Origin of the sequence: Staphylococcus sp. MI 10-1553 (genome assembly GCF_010365305.1) — a bacterium.
Taxonomy (GTDB): domain Bacteria; phylum Bacillota; class Bacilli; order Staphylococcales; family Staphylococcaceae; genus Staphylococcus.
On the sequence record NZ_CP048279.1, the window covers coordinates 1,996,621 to 2,016,356 of the forward strand.

General features: G+C 38.6%; 16 protein-coding genes. 1 reads left to right on the plus strand and 15 read right to left on the minus strand.

Annotated features, from left to right (window positions below):
- Window positions 1–69: 69 nt before the first annotated feature.
- From GZH82_RS09310 to fdaB, 11 genes are all read right to left on the minus strand, one after another.
- Window positions 70–495, minus strand: a complete 426-nt coding sequence (locus GZH82_RS09310; RefSeq protein WP_162682259.1) for a low molecular weight protein arginine phosphatase — start codon at window positions 493–495, stop codon at window positions 70–72.
- Window positions 492–1,544, minus strand: coding sequence for an L-threonylcarbamoyladenylate synthase (locus tag GZH82_RS09315; RefSeq protein WP_162682260.1), 1,053 nt, complete (start codon window positions 1,542–1,544; stop codon window positions 492–494). The genes GZH82_RS09310 and GZH82_RS09315 overlap by 4 nt, the downstream gene beginning before the upstream one ends.
- Before the next feature lie 166 nt (window positions 1,545–1,710).
- Window positions 1,711–2,553, minus strand: a complete 843-nt coding sequence (gene prmC, locus GZH82_RS09320) for a peptide chain release factor N(5)-glutamine methyltransferase (protein ID WP_162682261.1) — start codon at window positions 2,551–2,553, stop codon at window positions 1,711–1,713.
- On the minus strand, window positions 2,543–3,619 hold the full coding sequence (gene prfA, locus GZH82_RS09325; protein WP_162682262.1) for a peptide chain release factor 1: 1,077 nt from the start codon (window positions 3,617–3,619) through the stop codon (window positions 2,543–2,545). Before prfA ends, prmC begins: the two co-directional genes overlap by 11 nt.
- Entirely contained in the window at window positions 3,619–4,221 is a 603-nt protein-coding gene (locus GZH82_RS09330) for a thymidine kinase (protein ID WP_162682263.1), read from the minus strand. Before GZH82_RS09330 ends, prfA begins: the two co-directional genes overlap by 1 nt.
- A gap of 348 nt (window positions 4,222–4,569) precedes the next feature.
- Window positions 4,570–4,824 carry a type B 50S ribosomal protein L31 gene (locus GZH82_RS09335; RefSeq protein ID WP_014613331.1) on the minus strand — a complete coding sequence of 85 codons (255 nt, stop codon included), beginning with the start codon at window positions 4,822–4,824 and terminating at the stop codon, window positions 4,570–4,572.
- Window positions 4,825–4,946: 122 nt separating this feature from the next.
- Window positions 4,947–6,260 (minus strand): transcription termination factor Rho, encoded by a 1,314-nt coding sequence (rho, locus tag GZH82_RS09340; RefSeq protein ID WP_162682264.1) that lies wholly within the window; start codon window positions 6,258–6,260, stop codon window positions 4,947–4,949.
- A 388-nt stretch (window positions 6,261–6,648) separates the two neighbouring features.
- Window positions 6,649–8,082 carry an aldehyde dehydrogenase family protein gene (locus tag GZH82_RS09345; RefSeq protein ID WP_162682265.1) on the minus strand — a complete coding sequence of 478 codons (1,434 nt, stop codon included), beginning with the start codon at window positions 8,080–8,082 and terminating at the stop codon, window positions 6,649–6,651.
- A gap of 162 nt (window positions 8,083–8,244) precedes the next feature.
- Window positions 8,245–8,574: a winged helix-turn-helix transcriptional regulator gene (locus GZH82_RS09350; RefSeq protein WP_162683039.1), complete on the minus strand. Its 330-nt coding sequence runs from the start codon at window positions 8,572–8,574 to the stop codon at window positions 8,245–8,247.
- Window positions 8,575–8,621: 47 nt separating this feature from the next.
- Window positions 8,622–9,887, minus strand: a complete 1,266-nt coding sequence (locus GZH82_RS09355; RefSeq protein ID WP_162682266.1) for a UDP-N-acetylglucosamine 1-carboxyvinyltransferase — start codon at window positions 9,885–9,887, stop codon at window positions 8,622–8,624.
- Window positions 9,888–10,231: 344 nt separating this feature from the next.
- Entirely contained in the window at window positions 10,232–11,104 is an 873-nt protein-coding gene (fdaB, locus tag GZH82_RS09360; protein WP_162682267.1) for a class IIb fructose-bisphosphate aldolase FdaB, read from the minus strand.
- A gap of 263 nt (window positions 11,105–11,367) precedes the next feature.
- On the opposite strand from fdaB, the gene GZH82_RS09365 reads away from it, so the two are divergent.
- Window positions 11,368–11,892, plus strand: coding sequence for a DUF2529 family protein (locus GZH82_RS09365; RefSeq protein WP_162682268.1), 525 nt, complete (start codon window positions 11,368–11,370; stop codon window positions 11,890–11,892).
- A gap of 316 nt (window positions 11,893–12,208) precedes the next feature.
- Here the strand turns inward: GZH82_RS09365 and glpT are convergent, their stop codons facing one another.
- The 4 genes from glpT to GZH82_RS09385 all read right to left on the minus strand — a co-directional run bounded on the left by glpT (window position 12,209) and on the right by GZH82_RS09385 (window position 19,623).
- Window positions 12,209–13,567 (minus strand): glycerol-3-phosphate transporter, encoded by a 1,359-nt coding sequence (gene glpT / locus GZH82_RS09370; RefSeq protein WP_162682269.1) that lies wholly within the window; start codon window positions 13,565–13,567, stop codon window positions 12,209–12,211.
- A gap of 180 nt (window positions 13,568–13,747) precedes the next feature.
- Entirely contained in the window at window positions 13,748–16,870 is a 3,123-nt protein-coding gene (locus GZH82_RS09375) for a type I restriction endonuclease subunit R (protein ID WP_162682270.1), read from the minus strand.
- Window positions 16,854–18,119, minus strand: coding sequence for a restriction endonuclease subunit S (locus GZH82_RS09380; RefSeq protein WP_162682271.1), 1,266 nt, complete (start codon window positions 18,117–18,119; stop codon window positions 16,854–16,856). Before GZH82_RS09380 ends, GZH82_RS09375 begins: the two co-directional genes overlap by 17 nt.
- Complete coding sequence (locus GZH82_RS09385; RefSeq protein ID WP_162682272.1) at window positions 18,109–19,623, minus strand: class I SAM-dependent DNA methyltransferase; 1,515 nt, start codon at window positions 19,621–19,623, stop codon at window positions 18,109–18,111. The genes GZH82_RS09380 and GZH82_RS09385 overlap by 11 nt, the downstream gene beginning before the upstream one ends.
- Between the last annotated feature and the right edge of the window lie 113 nt (window positions 19,624–19,736).

The following is a 19,736-nucleotide window of genomic DNA, read 5'->3' on the forward strand; positions in this document are numbered from 1 at the left end:
GAACTACGAAACATGCTATACGTCCTTTATTATAACTTATTTTTTCTTTAACTTATACTGATTATACAATTATTCTGTCACTAATTTAGACTTTAACTTTTCGATCATCCGTGTCAATTGTTCAAAGACTTGTTCATACGTTTCATACTGCCCGCCATAAGGGTCTTCTACAGCCAAATCTTCACCCACATAATCATTTAATGCATACACGTTCACTTGTGGTCCATACATCGCTTGAATCATTTGGCGATGTGAAGCCGTCATCGTTAAAATCAAATCCGCTTCAGCATCCCCCGCATCAAACAATTGTGCACCATTCGGTAGCGGTAACTCATGACGTCGTAACAATTCACGACTATGTGGCGATATCGGGTGTCCTTTTTGTGCCATCAGACCCCTTGAAACAATTTCAAAGTCTGGCATTAACTGTTTTGCAATACTTTCGGCTAATGGACTGCGACACGTGTTGCCGGTACATACAAATACGATTTTCATAACGACTCATCCTTTACGACTTGTTGACTGACCGCTTTAAGCATCCGATTTCTCAACGCTTCAGTTTCAAAATTATTTTCAAATCCATAAATATACGCCATGTCTACATCATCTAATTGGTCTAATTGGTGTAACACGTCATACAGATTATAGTTCGCACCTTGAATATCGGATTCACTTTCACTCATGACAATGACTTGCACACTTGCTGGCAAAAACTTTTTCTTCGTTTCAGGTACGATAAATGCGATTTTCGACCAGTCTTCGTGTGCATGTTCGTGAACCGGTGCATTTAACTGCTCTATCATTTTAAGAGGCGTTGACGGCGCATAATGACGATATTTCATCCCTGGCGCAATCGGCTTTTCAGTAGCTAGCGGACTGTGGACTTCGACTGATTGTGGCAAAATATCATTCAACATGTTGCGCATTATCGTACCTGGGCGTGCAATTCGAAATGGGAATGAGGTGCAATCCACAACTGTACTTTCCAATCCTGCATCACTTTGCGTAGATTGTATGATGCCATCCACACGTTGATTCAAATCATTAAACGCATGTTCAAACGTTGTTGGGGAGGGACGTCCACTTAAATTTGCGCTCGGTGCTGCAATCGGCAAATCGACTGCTCTTAACAATGCTAAAGCTACAGGATGACTCGGCATACGCACTGCAACGGAATTCAATCCACCCGTGACGCGATCACATAAGAACCCTTGTTTTAACGGTAGTATAAAGGTAATCGGTCCCGGCCAAAAAGCTTCCATTAATTTACGTGTCGCCTCCGAAATATTTGCTACAAAATCGTCGAGCTGATCCGTATCATGAATGTGCACAATTAAAGGGTTATCGGAAGGCCGCCCTTTTGCTTCATAAATTTTACGAATGGCCGTATCATCTTTTGCATTTCCACCTAAACCGTAAACAGTTTCTGTCGGTAGTACGACGAGTCCGCCATCCTGTAAAGTTTTTACAATTTCTGGTAATTTCGGATATTTTTCTAGCCTTGTTGTATAATCACGAACATCCCAAATTTTCGTTTCTGACATTAACGTCCACCTCTCCTTCTCTTCTATTTTACTACAAAAATAAAAATGGGTGCATGACTTCAATCGTAAGAATACATCTTAGATTTTACTGTCGTGCATCCATTTATAATTAATGTTATATTGACGCTCACTCACCAAATTTTTCATTGCCTCATAAACATAGTGACTATGGCTGAGTCCATTTAAAATGAAAAATTCGTGCATGACCGTTGATGTCGTTAATCACTTCTGTCGTAATATGCGGATACAACTGTTGCATCATGAGCGTTAACTTTACACCTTGTTGGAAGCCAATTTCAAAGACGACCGGTGCACCGTCTTGCATGACATGAGGTAAATCGCGTAATATCGCTGCATACACTTGATACCCTTCTTGATCTGCAAAAAGGGCCATATGCGGTTCATATTGAATCACACTGTCATCCATCAATGCGCGTTCATGCTCACCAATGTACGGTGGATTAGAAATTAAACCATCCAATCGAATGCCTTGATTAATCAACGGCTGTAACGCATTTCCTTGTAAAAAGGTGATGTCTTGTTGCAAACGCTGTGCATTCCGATGTGCGACTGTTAACGCTTGAGACGAAATATCTGTCGCAATCACACGCAATTCAGGTCTTTCAGCTTTTAAAGTGACGGCAATCGCACCACTTCCCACACCAATGTCAGCAACAACTTTAGCAGCTGTCAATTGTGTAAAAAAATAATGCACCACTTCTTCTGTCTCGGGTCTAGGAATGAGTACATCCGAATTCACTTTAAACTGACGGCCGTAAAACTCAGCTTGACCGACAACATATTGCACTGGCATTCCCGCGAGCAGCTGTGATAAACCGTCATTCAACTGTTTAAGTGTTGAATCAGGAATTGGCGTCATTTCATTCAATATTAAAGCTGTTCTCGACCATTGCAACGTATCCATCATGAACCATTGGATGGCGTTCGCTTCATATCCATTGGCCACCATTTGCTGCTCAGCATGTTGTCGCCACTGTTTATAATTCACCAGTATTAAGCTCTTTCAATTTTTCAGTTTGTTCGTGCATCGTTAACGCATCCACAATTTCGTCTAGCTTGCCTTCCATAATTTGGTCTAATTTTTGTAATGTTAAACCAATGCGGTGGTCTGTCACACGGCTTTGCGGATAGTTATATGTGCGAATACGTTCTGAACGGTCACCTGTACCAACCGCTGACTTACGTTGCGCTGCATATTTTTGTTGTTCTTCTTGCAACTTCATATCATACAAACGTGCTTTTAACACTTTCATCGCTTTTTCACGGTTTTGAATTTGCGATTTTTCTGAAGATGTCGCAATGACCCCAGTTGGAATATGGGTAATACGTACGGCAGAGTCCGTTGTATTGACGTGCTGTCCACCCGCACCACTTGAACGATACGTATCGATTTTCAAGTCTTCATTGCGAATTTCGATTTCTACATCTTCTACTTCTGGCAATACTGCAACTGTTGCCGTTGACGTATGAATACGGCCACCTGATTCTGTTTCAGGGACACGTTGAACACGGTGCGCACCATTTTCATATTTCAACTTACTGTAGGCACCGTCACCAGATACTGAGAAACTGATTTCTTTATAACCACCGTGGTCACTTTCTGTCGCTTCTACAATTTCAAGTTTAAAACGATGTGACTCAGCAAACTTTGAATACATACGGAATAAGTCACCAGCAAAAATAGCCGCTTCATCGCCACCTGCAGCCCCACGAATTTCCACAATAACGTCTTTTTCGTCATTCGGATCTTTTGGAATCAATAAAAATTTAAGTCGTTCTTCAAGTTCTGGAACTTCCGCTTTTAAGCCAGTCTCTTCTTCCTTTAACATCGCTACTTCATCGCTATCATCTGTTTCTGAAAGCATAAACTCTATTGCTTGAATATCTTCTTTCACTTGTTTGTAATGACGGTAGACTTCTACAGTTTTATGTAATTCTGATTGTTCCTTTGAATATTTGCGTAATAAATCTGAGTCACTGACCACTTCTGGGTCGCTAAGCAATTCGTTCAGTTGCTCATAACGTTCTTCAACAATATCTAATTGATCAAACATTATTCTTGTCCCTCCTTAGTATCTTCACTTGGTGCTACGATATGATGTGCACGACAACGCGGCTCATAACTTTCATTTGCACCTACAAGTATAATCGGATCATCCACTTTTGCAGGTTTACCATCAATTAATCGTTGTGTACGACTTGATGAAGCACCACATACAGCACAGACTGCTTGTAGTTTAGTAATATGCTCACTTACTGCAAGCATTTCTGGTACTGGATGAAATGGCTCGCCTCTAAAATCCATATCTAGCCCGGCTGTAATGACTCTATAACCTTTTTCTGCAAGTGTTTCTGCAATTTCTACAATTTCTTCATCAAAAAATTGAATTTCATCAATACCAATAATATCTACATCTTTTAAATTATAATTCCATATTTCATTTGCTTTAGAAATATTAATCGCTTCTATTTCATTACCATTGTGTGAAACCACTTTTTCTTTATGATAGCGGTCATCAATAACTGGTTTAAAAACGATAACTTTTTGCTTGGCATAAACACCTCTGCGTAATCGTCTAATCAGTTCTTCTGACTTACCACTAAACATACTTCCGGTAATACATTCTATCCAACCTGAATGGTACGCTTCATACATCGTTCTTTCCACCTTTTCCAAAACAAAATCAATTCATTATATCATAAAATATCCGTATTCGTTGATGTAATTCGTACGTATATCAAAAATCATTAAATGCTTACTTATTTTATTTGAAGTCGTGGGTCTAGACTTTCAAAACGTGATCATTTCAATGGTGCCCTCGCAAATCAAGCAATAAAAAAGTGGGCACACAATCTAAAGGTTTAGATTCCGTTTACCCACTTCAACGCACAACACGTTTCCTTATGATGCGGTATCAAAGAAAACGTGTTTACGTATATTTTATTCACATTTCATCAAGCACAAAGTTTGAGCAGACAGCTATCCACCCAAGCCAATGTTGTCTTAGTTGTCTGATTTGAGACCAAATTTTTTGTTGAAACGTTCCACACGACCATCTGCCGCAGCAAACTTTTGACGTCCTGTGTAGAATGGGTGTGAATCAGAAGAAATATCTAAACGAATAACTGGGTACTCGTTACCATCTTCCCATTCCATTGTTTCGTTTGAAAATTTAGTAGAACCGCTTAAAAATTTGTAATCAGTTGTCGTATCTAAAAAGATAACTTTACGGTATTCTGGATGAATCCCTTGTTTCATAATTTTCAGCTCCTTTGCCCTGAACCATCCGGAACAGAGTTATTTCTGAGTTTTTACCCAATACTTAAACATTATATAGGCCGCATGATGAAATTGCAACCCTACATCTGAAATTATTCTGATTAAATAATAGGTTTACCTGTTTTGCTACTTTCAGCCGCACTTTGTTGTAACACTTCAAAGAATTCGGCATTCGATTTTGTTTTCTTCAACTTACGAATGAAACGTTCTGTAAAGTCAGACGAATTCGAAAACATATTGCGCAGTTGCCACAAGCTATCCAATTCGTTTTTCGGAACGAGTAGTTCTTCTTTACGCGTCGAACTTCTAGAAATATCAATCGCTGGATAAATACGACGTTCAGAAAGTTTTCTATCCAAATGCAATTCCATATTGCCTGTTCCTTTAAATTCTTCGTAAATCATATCATCCATGCGTGAGCCCGTGTCAATTAATGCTGTCGCTAAAATAGTTAAGCTTCCCCCTGCTTCTATATTTCTTGCTGCACCAAAAAACGTTTTAGGACCGTGTAATGACGCAGGATCCAAACCACCTGACAAAGTTCTACCACTCGGCGGAACGACTAGATTATACGCACGCGCTAAACGTGTAATCGAATCCATTAAAATAATGACATCTTCACCAATTTCTACGAGACGTTTTGCACGCTCGAGTAATAATTCTGCCACTTTCACATGATGTTTTGGATGCTCATCAAACGTAGAATGTACCACTTCCGCTTCATCAACTGAACGTTCAATGTCAGTCACTTCTTCTGGTCGTTCCCCTATAAGTAAAATAAATAATTTAGCGTTGGGTTTATTGGTTACAATAGCATTTGCGATTTCTTTGAGTAAAGAGGTTTTTCCGGCTTTCGGTGGTGCCACAATCAAGCCACGTTGACCTAAACCAATAGGTGTGACTAAATCCATCACACGTGTTGAATAATTTTGAGGTTCAGTTTCTAATCGAATTCGTTCATCTGGATATAAAGGTGTAAGTGCTTGGAAGTGAGGACGTTTTTTGACTTCTTCTGCGTTGTGGTCATTAACAAAGTCAACTTGAAGTAATCCATAATATTTTTCATTTTCTTTTGGTTTTCGAACTTTTCCTGTTACTTTATCGCCTAGTTTAATTTCAAATCGACGAATTTGGCTGGCAGAAATGTATATATCTTTTTCTCCTTTTGAGAAGTTAACCGTTCTTAAAAAGCCGTAACCATCTTGTTGGATATCATCGAGAATACCTTCCATATAGTAGTTTCCATCTTGTTCCATTTGCGCTTCCATAATTGCAAGTACGAGTTCTTTTTTGTTTAATTTACTATAGTTAACAAGTTTAAGAGATTTTGCCTTTTCAGTGAGGGCCTTTGTTGTATAATTCTTGTATAATTCATGAAAAGATTCATATTGCGGAGATGTTCGTTCCCTTGACATGTTAAACACTCATTTCATTTTAAATTCTATTTAATCGCAAATGTTACGATTAAACCTTACTATATCAAATAATGGGCTCAATGACAAAATATCAATGGAATTTACACTAAAAATTTGGATTTTATACATCATCATTTTTTCAATAAATGTCGTAAATGACGCGCATTTTTTAAAGTTTAGCGAATCATAGAAAAGTGGCATGAAATTAAAAGCTCATAAAATGAAGAAAATCTAATTTTTACGCTCAATTTAGCCATTTTTGATTTTATTTTTCAATATGCAAATTTTCTTTAAAAATTAAAAAAAGGCTAGGAAAACGCAATGTTCTCCTAGTCCTTTCCTAATTCATTTCATGCGCATGTTTTCACGCATACACTATTTAAAACAGTTATTCACCTTTGTAATAGCCTGCAATAGATTTCACTTCTAAAAATTCTTCAATACCGAAGTCGCCCCATTCGCGTCCGATACCTGATTGTTTATAACCACCGAATGGTAAATCTGACGCACGTCCAGCTTCGTTAATTTCGATTGTTCCTGCTTCAATTGAACGTGCAACACGGATTAAGTTATCTTTATTTTGACCGAAAACATAACCTGCAAGTCCGTATTTTGTATCGTTAGCAATTTCAATCGCTTCGTCTAAATCTTTATACGTAATAATTGACATGACAGGTCCAAAAATTTCTTCTTGGGCAATTGTCATTTGATTATTCACATTTGTAAAGATTGTTGGTTTCGCGAAATAACCTTTATCTAGGCCATCCGGTTTACCCGTACCGCCGTATAATAGTTCAGCGCCTTCATCGATTCCTTTTTGAATGTAGTCTTGTACTTGATTGTATTGTTTTTCACTAACAATAGGTCCCATTTGTGTTTCAGCATTTTGCGGATCGCCGACTTTAACGTTCGCCATTTGTTTTTTAACTTCTTTGAGGAAGTCGTCTTTAATACTTTCCGGTACAAGTGTACGTGTGCCTGCTGTACATACTTGCCCTGTATTGTTAACGACTTTCATGACTGCCGCTTTAGCCGCTTCTTCAAGATCCGCGTCATCTAAAATGATAAATGGAGATTTTCCGCCGAGTTCCAATGATACTTTTTTGAAGTCTTTGCTCGCTGCTTCCATAATTTTTGAACCTGTACCACCAGAACCTGTGAATGACATCATGCGGACATCAGGATGTTGACTTAGCGGTGTGCCGACACCTTCACCATCACCATTGACAAGGTTAAATACACCTTTTGGCACGCCAACTTTATCGAAAATTTCAGCTAAAATAATCGCTGCGTACGGTGTCATTTCAGACGGCTTGAGTACAACTGGACTTCCCGCCGCAAATGCTGCCGCTAATTTAAGTGATGTTTGGTTCGTTGGGAAGTTCCAAGGTGTCACAAGTCCCGCAACACCAATCGCTTCTTTCACGATTAAGTTATCTCCGCGACGTTCTTCAAATTGGAAATGATCTAATGCGTCACGTGCAGCTTTAAAATGGTTTAATCCCATTTGATAGTGCACTTTTTCTGATTGTGTGACAGGTGCACCAAGCTCTAATGTCATAGCTTCTATTAAATCATCTTTACGATTTTCATATTCTTTAACAATACGATCTAACAACTCTTGTCGTTCTTTGACAGAAGCGTTACGAAATGAAAGGTACACGTCATGAGCAGCTTGAACTGCTTGGTCTACATCTGCTTTATTTCCTTTTGCGATATGACCAAATACTTCTTCCGTGGCTGGATTGATGACTGCCATCGTTTCACCGCTATTGCTTTCAACCCATTCACCATTAATATATTGTTTCGTTTGATCTCTCATGAACAAACACTCCTTCATTTAATGTCATACACTTTGTATTGCCAAGTTCATTGCTTTTTAAACCTGACCAAACAAATCAAAAATATTCTGTCAAGTTGCAAAATATAAAAGAGTAAGCACATACGCAATTGTTCGCGTCGTCTTACTCTTTTATATCATTCGTTACTGCACTTTTTCTTCTAAATTAATATAGTCATGCGCCCAAGTTTCGAGCGGTTCTAATGCGCGCGCCAATGCTACACCTTTTTCTGTTAAATGGTAACAAACTGACGGCGGATTTGTCGAAATGACCTCTTTCGTTAATAAATCTGCATCAGCCAACTCAGCTACTTTCATTGACAATGCTCTATTTGTAATCGGACGTAAATGTCTTTTCATCTCTGAGAAATGCGCTTTATATCCATCGCAAGTCGAAAGGTAATGTAAAATCAAACCGTTCCAACTGCGTCCTAAAATTTTAAATGTTTCTTCTAAATATGGACATACTTCCATGGTTATCACCTCGCATTTTAAAATTTGTGATAACAACACTAAACGGATTAAGCTTCAACTTGTTCCGTCCAAATATCAGCACCTAACGCTTTAAGTGTTTTCACAATATCTGTATAACCTCGGTATATATGCTTTACATTATAAATCGTTGTCACACCTTCTGCTAACAATCCAGCTACGATTAAGCATGCACCTGCACGTAAGTCACTTGCATACACTTCGGCGCCTGTTAATTTCGAAGGCTTCACTGTCGCAGTACTTTGGTCTGCTGTTATCAATCCATTCATTTTTTGTAACTCTTTCACATGTCTGAAGCGCTCTGGATATATTGTTTCAGTGACAAAACTAGGTCCATTTGCTAAGAAGAGTAAAGGTGTAATAGGTTGTTGTAAATCCGTTGCAAAACCGGGGTATACGAGCGTTTTAATATCCACGCTTTTGTAAGGTGAAGAGGATTGGACTATCATGTAGTCATCGCCTGTTTCTATTGTAACACCTAACTCTTTCAATTTCACAGTGAGTGCTTCCATATGTTTCGGAATGATGTTGTCGATATGTACCGACTCACCACAAGCGGCCGCAATACACATGTATGTTCCAGCTTCGATACGATCCGGAATAATTGAATGACGGCTTCCATGCAAATGGGGCACACCGACAATTTTAATCGAACTTGTTCCTGCACCTGTGACTTTTGCACCCATACTATTTAAAAAGTTTGCAACATCGACCACTTCAGGTTCTTTAGCTGCATTCTCGATAATCGTCTGCCCTTCAGCACGTGTCGCAGCAAGCATAATATTAATCGTTGCACCTACACTAACAATATCTAAATAAATGTTCGCGCCCACCAAACGTTCTGCTTCAATTTTCATTGACGTCAGACTCAACTCATCTACCGTTGCACCTAAAGCCTTAAACCCTTTAATATGTTGATCAATCGGTCTCGGCCCAAGTGGACATCCTCCAGGTAAACCAATGACGCACTTTTTAAAGCGACCGAGCATGGCCCCCATCATATAATAAGAAGCACGCAAAGATTCAACTTTATTGTTTGGCAAAGGGGCGTTTTCAATATGTGTCGGGTCTACTGTTAAAGTTGTGCCGTTAAGTTCAGTCTTAATGTTTAAATCTTCCAATAAACTGACCAGCGTTTCAACATCAGAAATTTGCGGCAATCCCTCTAACGTTACCGGTGCTTCTGCCATTAATGTTGCAGGTATAATGGCAACTGAACTGTTTTTCGCACCATTAATTTCAACACTTCCTTTTAAAGTTTGACCACCTCTTATTTTTATTACTTCTTGTGCCATGTCATTGAACTCCTTTTCCCTTGCTCATTTTAACCTTATAATACTATATTAAAAGCATTATAAAGTAAATTTTTTCAAATTGCAAAATGAAAAAACGACGCTTTGAGATGTTTAGCCCTACTTTGTGTTCAATTTTTGTAAATGTGACAGCCATTGAACGACTTTGCCCATCTTTCAATAGAATGGTATCCTACACATTTTCACTTTGTATCATCAACACTATAATCAAAAATAAAAAAGAGAGTAACTGACTCACAACTTGTGATCACGCTACCCTCTTTTGAATTTAATGATGTTGACACTGCACAAATATGTGATACGTGTGTGACATCTCTTAAAATAGATTAACCTTTAATGTTTGCTGCTTTACCTGAAGTACCGAACTCTCTAATTTTACCGATAACAGTTTCTTTAATCGCTTCACGAGCTGGTCCTAAATATTTACGTGGATCGTAAACTTCTTTGTCTTGATCTAATACTTCACGAACACGTTTAGCTGAAGCAATTTGGTTTTCAGTGTTAACATTGATTTTAGCTGTTCCGAATGAAATTGCTTTTTTAATGTCATGTGTAGGGATACCTGTACCACCGTGTAATACTAATGGTAAACCAGTTGAAGCACCGATTTCTTCCATTTCTTTAAAGCCTAAGTTTGGTTCACCTTTGTATGGTCCGTGAACTGAACCTAAAGCAGGTGCTAATGTATCGATACCTGTTGCTTTAACTAAGTTTTGACATTCAGTTGGGTTAGCGTAAATGACACCATCAGCAACAACGTCATCTTCTTGACCGCCGACAGTTCCTAATTCAGCCTCAACTGATACACCACGTTCGTGCGCGTAATCTACAACTTTTTTCGTAATTTTCACGTTATCTTCGTATGGTTCGTGTGATGCGTCGATCATTACAGATGTGAAACCAGCATCAATGGCTTCTTTACATTTTTCAAAGCTTGAACCATGGTCTAAATGAATCGCAACAGGAATAGTGATTTCGTAGTCGTGTAATAGTCCCTCTACCATTTTAACTACAGTGTAGAAGCCACCCATGTATCTTGCTGCTCCTTCAGATACACCAAGAATTACAGGCGCATTCTCTTCTTGAGACGCTTGTAAAATCGCTTGTGTGAACTCCAAGTTGTTTAGGTTATATTGACCTACAGCATAACCATTTTCTTTCGCGTCGATTAACATTTCTTTCATTGAAACTAAAGGCATGAAAGTTCCTCCTTGCGTGCATGTCGCACGAATATTTATAAATACAGTATAGCAAAGTCATAGTTAATATGCACCGCAAAATCGTACTAAATTTGTGAAAAATATCGTAATTTATTATGTAAGCGCAACCATTGCTGTGAATTGATTCTGACATGATTATTCTATAAAATGAATTTTGAATTTCGTATCGTCCATAGCTGTATCAATACAGAAAATTTAATTTTATATATATACGAAAAATGACCAAAAAGGAGGAAATATGCATGTCAAAAATGCTCACAACACAATTAACAGGTGTATTTAATCGACTCGATGAACAAGAGTTGGATATTCAAATGGCTGCACAAAGTTTGATTCAAGCAATGGGTGGCGAAGGTCATGTTTACGTTAAAGGTTACGGGGATTTAAAATGTTTTGAACCGTACATCTTAACGAGTTTTGAGAAATTGCATTCAAGTTTGCTATTAGACGATTGTCCGTCGTTTGACGCGTTAGATACGACAGATAGAGTGTTATTGTTCGGCGCAGAGTATAGCGAGGAAATGGCACGTGATTTGGCACAGTTAATAGCGGATGATCGTGATATTGTCGTCATCACAAATAAACCGAAATCCGTTGAGTTGCCGGATCATTTAATGCATTTTATTAATTTGTCGACACCGAGACCGCTTGTTTACACAGAAGATTATGATAAAGTCGTGCAACCGCATCTCATGGCGTTGAATTATGTGTATTATGAAATTTATACACAAATGGTCGAAATGATGCGTGATTTAGATTTGGAATAGCATTTATATTCGGGACTCACTTTGAGTGATCAAACACGTAAAACCATACACAACTTACTTTTGTGCACTGGAAATGCCCCTACTCATTGATGACATTTCCGGTGTGTAAATTCTAAATCAAACAAGGCTCCCTATTCTATTGCTTCTCTTTCTTTTTGAACACACACTCAATGATAGAAAAAACGACTAAAGTCACTATGATGATGTAGGTTGGTGTTGTCATTTTGGTCCAAATAAAAATACAATTTGATCATGGCGCACCAAAAAAAAGACAAGTACCTCTTATGAATCAAAAGATACTTGTCTTGCTTTAATTCTAATGTACGACTTCTTGTCCACGCTTATTCCACGTGAAGATAAAGCTAATCATTGCTAATACACTAATGATTGTTAATAAGATGAAGCCTGCACTCCAACCCATATGATCCACGATAGCACCCATGACAATGTTAGCCATGACAGCACCACCGAGGTAACCGAATAAACCAGTTAAACCTGCTGCAGTCCCCGCTGCTTTTTTCGGCACATAATCCAATGCTTGTAAACCAATCAACATCACTGGCCCGTAAATTAAAAAGCCGATTGTAATCAATGCTAGGTTGTCAACGAGTGGGTGGCCTGGTGGGTTGAGCCAGTATACGACAACCGCAATCGTAACACCAATCATAAAGATAAAGCCTGCTGGACCACGACGGCCTTTGAATACTTTATCTGATAACCAACCACAGATCAGTGTACCTGGAATACCTGCCCATTCGTATAAGAAATATGCCCAGCCTGATTCTTTCATGTCAAAGCTTTTCACTTCACTTAAATAGAGCGGCGCCCAGTCTAACACGCCATAACGTACAAAGTATACGAAAATATTCGCAATCGCAATAATCCAGACCCATTTGTTGTTAAGCACGTATTTGAATAAAATCTCTTTCGTCGTCAATTCTGTTTCGAATGTCTCTTTCTTTTGTGTTGGATAGTCATCACGATACGCTTCAATGGATGGTAAACCAACTGATTGTGGTGTATCACGCACTAAAACGTATGATGCAATCGCAATGACCATCGCTAGTAACGCCGGATAAATAAACGCCCCTTCAAAGCCTTGTAAATAACCAAAGCTCAGTGAACCAGTTAAATAAATCCCAAACAATGCAATCGGTGCCATCAAACCGCCACCGACGTTATGCGCTACATTCCAAATCGCCGTTTTACTTCCACGTTCACTCACACTAAACCAATGCACGAGCACACGTCCTGAAGGCGGCCATCCCATGCCTTGGAACCAACCATTCAGGAATAACATGATGAACATGATTGTCACACTTGACGTTAACGCTGGAATGAAACCCATCAGTAAATTGACAATAGCTGTTAACACAAGTCCTAACGTTAAAAAGATACGCGCGTTACTTCTATCACTGACCGTCCCCATGACAAACTTACTAAAACCATAAGCAATCGAAATCGCGGACAATGCAAAACCGAGTTCCGCCTTTGAGAAGCCCATATCAGCTAAGTACGGCATCGCGATAGAAAAGTTTTTACGCAACAAATAATAACCTGCATAGCCTAAAAAGATACCGACAAACACTTGTAGCCTTAATTTTTTATACGTCTCATCTTGCTGACTTTCCGGCACAGGTGCTGCAGCTACAGGCGGTTTTAAAAACTTAAACATATGTACCCTCCCCCTTAATTATTAACGAAATATTAATTTCATGTAAATTTTATGCATTGACACAAAGTTTGTCAATCGCATTTTTACAACTTTGTAAGGGGTTTCATAACATTGTTTAGTTCTAATTCAATAACGTTTACTTTATGCACTTTAAAACAAAGGTTCTACCTCATCATTTAACTACAAATTGCTCGCCATGAGTTCTGCTTGTTCCACCACTTGTTCTACCGCCATCTTTTGAAGGTCAGGTGGATAGCCATACTTTTTAAGCAATCGTCTCACTTGCACTCTCATTTTAGCTTTCGCACTGTCACGTTTTGACCAATCGACACTCATGTTTTCTTTGACTGTTTTCGTCAATTCATGGGCAATCGCTCGTAATTCTTTGTCCCCCATCACTGTTTTAGCTGTTTCATGTGACGCGAGTGCATCATAAAACGCGATTTCTTCTGTGCTTAACCCTAAATCGTTCCCTCTTTGTTGTTCTTGTTGAATCTCTTTCGCCATATCGATTAATTCTTCAATGACTTTTGACGCTTCTATCGTGCGGTTATTATATTTTTGAATCGAGCGCCCTAACATTTCTGAAAATTTTCTAGACGCCGTCGTATTCATTTTCATCAATGTTCTCACTTGGTTTTTAAGTAATCTGTTTAATAATTCTACCGCAACGTTTTTCTGTTCCAATCCTTCGACATCTTTTAAAAACTCGTCTGATAGGATTGAAATATCTGGATTTTCGAGTCCTAATGTTTGGTAAATATCAATCACTTCTTCAGTCACAACTGATTTCGATATCAACTGCTTAATCTCCGCTTCAATCTCTGTTGGCGTTTTCTTCTGTACTTCTTCATCAGTGACCGGTGATAATAATTTCACAATGCCGGATTTCACTGCTTTGAAGAAGGCAATTTCGCTGTTTAATTCTTGGGCTGCGGGTTCAGTGGCACATAGCGCGTATGCTTTCCCGAGTTCTGTCACGGTCTTCACAAAGCGCTGACGTTCTGCTTCACCTAACCCGAAGATATAATCCATCGTGGTTGAAATCGCATTGTAACGATCCATCTGTTTTTCAGATTCGAAGCCTGAATAGTCATGCTGATACAACATATCTTGAATGACATCATATTTCATCAACATCAGTTCCAACGCTTTATCCGTATCGATACCGGCTTTATCTCTATCCTTATCCGAATAATCTTTCAATGCTTCTTTCAAGTATTCCGCAATACCAACATAGTCAACAATGAGTCCACCTGGTTTATCTTTAAATACACGGTTGACCCGAGCAATCGCCTGCATGAGGTTGTGGCCTTTCATCAACTTATCAATATACATTGTATGTAATGAAGGTACGTCAAAACCTGTCAACCACATGTCTCGTACAATCACAAGTTGCAATGCATCATTTTCATCTTTCATACGATTTTCAAGTAATGTCCGTCGTTGTTTGGACCCAATATGTGGCTGATATTTTTGTGGATCACTCGACGCCCCCGTCATAACAACTTTAATCACACCTTGATGATCATCATCCGAATGCCACTCGGGTTTTAGGCTAATGATTTCATCGTACAAATCAACGGCAATACGGCGACTCATCGTGACAATCATCGCTTTCCCTTTTATCGCTTGTTGTCGCATTTCAAAGTGCTGAATGATATCAACAGCTAACGTATGAATCCGTTGTTTCGCACCTGTTAATGCTTCAATGCGCGACCATTTTGATTTGAGTTGATCTTTAATATCCGCTTCCTGGCCCTCAGTAATCTCTTCATAAGCCTCATCAATATCAACATCACTCGGTAAACTTAACGGAATAATGCGGCTTTCATAATAAATCTTAACCGTACTGCCATCCGCAACGGCTTGTGTCATATCATATACATCAATGTAATTGCCGAAAACGAGCTGTGTATTTTTGTCCGTTAAAGTAACAGGTGTTCCAGTAAATCCAACAAATGAGGCATTAGGCAAGGCATCCCTTAAATATTTCGCATAGCCATACTTCACACCTTGCCCTTTATTGTCATACGTTGCATTAAAGCCATATTGCGTGCGATGTGCTTCGTCAGCCATCACGATGACATTTTTACGGTCTGTTAACATGTCCATCGTCTCTTTGCCCGCTTCTGGCTCAAACTTTTGCATCGTTGTAAACACAATGCCACCTGATTCTACAGATAACAGTGCTTTTAATTGTTTGCCTGACTCTGCTTGTTTCGGTATTTGTCTCAATAAACCTTTGCCTGAGCGCCCTTTCGATTTAACAAACGTGTGATATAACTGGTTATCTAGGTCATTACGGTCTGTCACAATGACTAATGTCGGGTTATTCATTTTTTGAATTAACTTTCCTGAAAAGAACACCATCGTTAAACTTTTGCCCGAACCTTGCGTATGCCAAATGACGCCACCTTTCCCATCACCACAATCAGATGACGCTTCAATCGCACGTTCTACAGCTTTATTCACCGCATAATATTGATGATACGCCGCTAAAATTTTAACGACGCGGCCATTCCCTTCGTCTTGAAACAAAATGAAATGACGGATTAAATCAAGCAACACGGTCTTGTTGAGCATTCCATGAATAAGGACATCTAAACTTGCCATAGTTGATGATGCCTCGGTTTGACCATCTTTCGTGCGCCAAGTCATAAAACGATCATAATTTGCCGTTAATGAGCCAGCTTTCGTATTAATCCCATCACTCGTTACCAAAATGGCATTATGATAAAACAATTGCGGAATGCGCATCTTATACGTTTCTAACTGATGATACCCATCTTCTACGCCAACAGATGCATTGGTCGAACTCTTCAACTCAATGACAACAACAGGCAAACCATTGATAAAGAGCACAATATCTGGCCGCTTCCGATAGTCACCATGCACAACTGTGAGCTGATTCACCGCTAAAAAGTCGTTATTTTCTGGATTCTCAAAGTCAAATACATTTACTAAATCGTGAACCACTTCACCAGACGCATTATAATGCGCAACTTCAATCCCATTTGTCATTAACTCATGAAAGTAACGATTGTTTTCTAATAAATGTGGTGACTGCTCAATAGAAATATCACGTATCGCGTGTTGAATCACATCATCATGCAAATCCGGGTTCAACCGTCTTAAAGCTGCTTCTAAACGCCCATCAAGAATGACATCTTGATCACTTTCACGTTCAGGTGAGATACCTGTCACACTCACCTCACGCCCATGTTTTACCGTGTAGCCAAGATTTTCAAACCATTCCAGCGCCACTTGTTCCAAATCATTTTCACTAAATTGAAAGTTCATCCTCATCCCCCCAAACCTCATCAGGAATCTCAATCTCACCAGACATTAACTTAGGCAATAACGTATCGCGGAGTTCGGTTAACTTTTGGATTTCGTTTCTTAATAATTTTATTTTTTCTAAATAGGGCTCAACTGCCTCGCTAAACAGTGAAGCAATTTCACTATTGAATGCAAAATTATAACGAATCGCTATATCAGGTTTGACTCTTTGTCTACTATTGGTCGAACCAGTAGCATTCGAAACTAAAAACTCATTAAACCCGTCAGAAGTGCATACGTTATAAATAAATGCGTTGTTAAAGCTATTATCACTTTTTAAAACTATAAATTCTGATGAAGCAATATTTAAATATTTGTCATCAATTGAGGTAAGCCAAATTCTCCTAGTAGTTGGATTCATTTTAGAAAATAAAATACAATTTTCATCTATGATCCACTTATTACTTTTGATATTTATTACTTTGTCTAAAACAGGTAATTTACGATTATCAAATGCAGGTAAGCTAAAATGCAAAACTTCTTTTTCGCCACTTTTTTTAGGATTAAAAGTATCTTTCTTATGACCTGCTAAATCTTTTAATTGAACAACCTTCCACCCTTTTGGTATCTCTCCTAATTCACTTACAACCATTTCACCGCCACTCGATTGATACGGATTCCCATTTTCATCAGGAAACTCAAAATCCACGAACCAACGTTTGAAAAGTGTTTGAGAAAGTTCCTCGAGATTAGCGATGATGTCTTGATTTAATTCTATTTTGTCATCTAAATTTTTCAATATTTTAGCTATTATTTTTTGTTGTTTTAAAGAAGGCAAATTTACTTCAAATTCTAAAATCGATTCCTTTTGAGCTCTCTGTCTCCCAGAAGTTCCTGTCATCGATTTAATTACAATGTTTCTTAATTTATGTGTTCTCATTAGATAATAAAGATATTGATTATCCATTAGATCTTCTTTAGGTCTCAATACAAAAAACTCTGTTGACCCAAAAGCTATCTCATCACTGTCTAAAATATCTACATAAGCAGTTTTCCCATTTTCTAAGCAAGGTGTTATTCTAGCTAATAAGGTATCTCCATTCTTAAATTTTGAGCCACCTTTAAATTGCGAATAACTAAAACTCTCTATTCTCTTTTGGTTTTCTATTAGATTATCCATTGATACTTTTTTGGCTATAGTATTTTTGGATAATTTAAGTTTAGGATTTAATACTATTACCTCTTTCAACTTACAACTTTTATACTCCATAACCCAACCCCTCCAATGATTTGCGAATCTGTTCCTCAAGTGCCTTAGATTTCGCAAATTGTTCGCTGAGTTCGGCGGTGATGCGTTCCATTTTTTGTTCGAACGGTTCAGCATCTTCTTCCACTGCTGCCAATCCTACGTAACGTCCTGGTGTTAAAATATAATCGTTATCTCGAATTTCTTCTGTTTTCGCTACTTTACAAAAGCCCGCTTGATCTTCATAGGATTGCTCATTTGTCCCTTTCCACGCGTGATAGACGTTGGATATCATTTGAATGTCTTCATCCGAAAACTCTTTCAACGTTCTCGATACCATATGACCCACATTTCTTGCGTCTATGAAAAGCACTTCACCTTGTCGTTCACGGTTCCCTTTTTTACTTTTATTTTTTGTCACAAACCATAGACAAACTGGAATTTGCGTCGAATAAAATAATTGCCCAGGTAAGGTCACAATACATTCGACAAGGTCTTGTTCAATGAGTTCCTTTCGTATCGCGAGTTCATCTTTGCTACTTGTCGACATCGACCCATTCGCTAATACGAAGCCTGCTGTGCCACTAGGTGCGAGTTTCGAAATCATATGTTCAATCCAGGCATAGTTGGCGTTCCCTTTTGGTGGAATACCGAACTTCCACCGATAATCGTCCAATAAACGTTCTTGTCCCCAATCACTCTGATTAAACGGCGGATTGGCTAAAATATAGTCCGCTTTTAACCCTTTATGTAAATCGTTATGAAAGGTATCAGCATGATGTATCCCCAAATCATTGTCAATCCCACGAATGGCTAAATTCATTTTCGCAAGTTTCCAAGTGGTCGGATTCGATTCTTGTCCATAAACAGCAATATTGTCTATGCGCCCTTGATGTTCTTCAATAAAGCGTTCACTTTGGACAAACATCCCACCAGAACCACAACACGGATCATAAATACGCCCTTCATACGGTTCGACCATTTCAACGAGCAACTTTACAATAGAAGCAGGTGTGTAGAATTCGCCGGCGTTTTTCCCTTCCGCACTCGCAAACTTCGCAATAAAGTATTCATACACGCGGCCGAGCACATCTTGACGTCGACTCTCAGTATCACCGACTTTAAATGTAAATAAGTCAATAATGCCCCCGAGTTTTTCTTTATCTAACGTCGGTCTCGCATATTCTTTTGGTAATACACCTTTTAGCGATGTGTTTTCTTTTTCTATCGCAATCATCGCTCTGTCAATGATTTGTCCAATTTCGGGTTTTTTCGCATTGGCATTGATGTAGTGCCAACGCGCTTCTTTTGGCACCCAGAATATATTGTCCGCCAAATATTCATCTTTATCTTCTTCGTCCGCCCATTCGTCATTTTTCAAAACTTCATATTTTTCCTCAAATGCATCTGAAACATACTTCAAAAAGATTAATCCTAATGCGACATTTTTATATTCTGCCGCATCCATACTGCCACGCAATTTATCCGCAGCTTGCCATAACTTTTCTTCAAATCCAATCGTTGCCATTTTTCAAAATTCCACCTTAAAAAGTATCGTTAAATTAAATATAGCAAAAAAGCGGTGAAAAATGTTAACGTTGTACAATTTTATTTATATTTAAATCTAAATGTTTGAAAATT